At 69.2% G+C, this 1,847-nt stretch carries 1 protein-coding gene; it reads right to left on the reverse strand.

The genetic code is table 11. The features are described 5' to 3' along the window. Window positions 1–45 precede the first annotated feature (45 nt). On the reverse strand, window positions 46–1,677 hold the full coding sequence (locus tag Pta02_RS40670; RefSeq protein ID WP_203880397.1) for an ISL3 family transposase: 1,632 nt from the start codon (window positions 1,675–1,677) through the stop codon (window positions 46–48). Between the last annotated feature and the right edge of the window lie 170 nt (window positions 1,678–1,847).

A 1,847-nucleotide genomic window follows, 5' to 3' on the forward strand; every position in this document is an offset into this window, starting at 1 on the left:
CTCTGGTCCACTCTCGGTGATCGGATGACAGAGCGTGATGTGGAGTCAGCGGTAGTGGAGTACGCGGATGCGGAGCAGGTCGAAGTTGGCGCGTCCGAACATCTGCCGCTTCAGGAATTTGATCTTGTTGACGATGCCCTCGACCGCGCCGCTGCTGTGGGGCAGGGTCAGCCCGGCGACCACCGCGGCATGGTCGCGGCGCAGGCCGGTGGCGAAAGCGGCCAGCTGGGGTGAGCTTCCCGCCGCGGTCGTGGCGATCCAGTCGTCAAGGAGGTGACCGTTGCGGCCGGTCATCATCGCGGCGAAGCCGCGGACGTGTTCGGCGGCGGCCTCGAGGTCGGGACAGCATGTCAGGATCTGTTTCAACTGGACGTGGTTGGCGGCGTCCAGGCGGTCGGGATGGGTCATGATCCAGCCGGTGATGCGGCGGGGGCTGGGCGGCGGGCAGGGGTCGGGCCGTACTTTCCGGTGCCCGCGCAGGGGAGTCAGCCAGCCCTGGACGGCGCGCAGGCTCCCTTTCCAGCCCTGGGCCCGCAGTTCTTGGTGGAGTTGGACGGCGTTGGTGCAGCCCTCGTTCCAGCGCCGGGTCAGGTAGGGCTTGAACGCATCCAGCTTGCTGGCGCGGTGGAGGGTCGGGGCCAGCAGGTCCTCGACGCTGTCGGCGGTGGCGAACTTGCGGACGGTGCGAAAGGCCAGCCCGAGCTGGCGGCTGATCACATTCAACGATGCTCCGCCCTCTCGTAGTTCCTGCACTTGGGCGTATCGCTGCTGGATCCGCGCCACCAGCGGCCGCTCATTGCCATGGGCGTCTAGCGTCTTGGGACGCTGGACGGGTTCGGTGTCGTTGCCGGTCTCGTCTTCGGCTGCGGGATCTGCTGCAACGGCGTCCTGCAGGCAGGACCGGTGGGCGCGGATCGTCTTCTCCAGCGCCTGGGCCAGGTTGTGCCACAGGTGGAAACGATCAGCGACCTGGACGGCCCCGGGAGCCCCTTGCCGGGCGCCCTCGGCGTAGGCGCCGGCCCGGTCCCGGCAGATCACCTCCACCCCGGGATGGCCCGTCAGCCAGGCGGCCAGATCACTGGCGGTGCGGCCGTCCAGCAGATCGACCGGGCGGTGGGCGTCCATGTCCACCAGGACGGTGCCGTAGGAGTTGCCCCGGCGTTTGGCGAAGTCGTCCACGCCCAGCACCACGATCTTCCCGACCGCCGGATCGGGCAACGCCCGCAGCATCCGCAGCAGCGTGGAACGGCTCACCGGCATCCCGGCCGCGGCCGCCATGCGGGCCCCGGCCCGCCCGGCCAGCGCGACTGCGATCGCGGTGAGCAGGTCGCGCAACGCGCCGGTGCGACGCGCGTGCGGTCGCGTCAGCCCGTCGGCCTGCTCGGCGAAGATCTTCCGCTCACAGGACGGCTCGCCGCAGAAGAACCGGCGCACCTCCAACTCGACCAGAACCGGCCGTCCACCGGCCGCCAGGTCCCCCAGCATCCGCCGATACCGGCTGTGCACCCGCACCGAGGAGCGGCCACAGCACGGACAGGCGGCTTCGAGTGTCGTGGTCCGCGCCGTGATCAGCACGGTGTCGCCTTGGTCCTCCACTCCCCGGACATGCACGTCCTTGAGCGCGGGACAGAACAGATGCAGGCAGCAGGCATCGTCGCCTGCCGGGGAATGCAGCACAATTGACCCCACGGCCGCTCGTTGGTGATCGGGTTCTCGACAAACCAGATCGTTGACGAGCGGCCGCTCGTGCGCGCGGCCCGTTACGAAATCGCGAGCAACGACGGCACACGTCCAGCGCTCTCCGAACTCACCCAGAGTCACCCATCACCGAGAGTGAGCCAGAGCCC

This window comes from Paraplanobispora takensis, assembly GCF_016863195.1.
Lineage (GTDB): Bacteria > Actinomycetota > Actinomycetes > Streptosporangiales > Streptosporangiaceae > Planobispora > Planobispora takensis.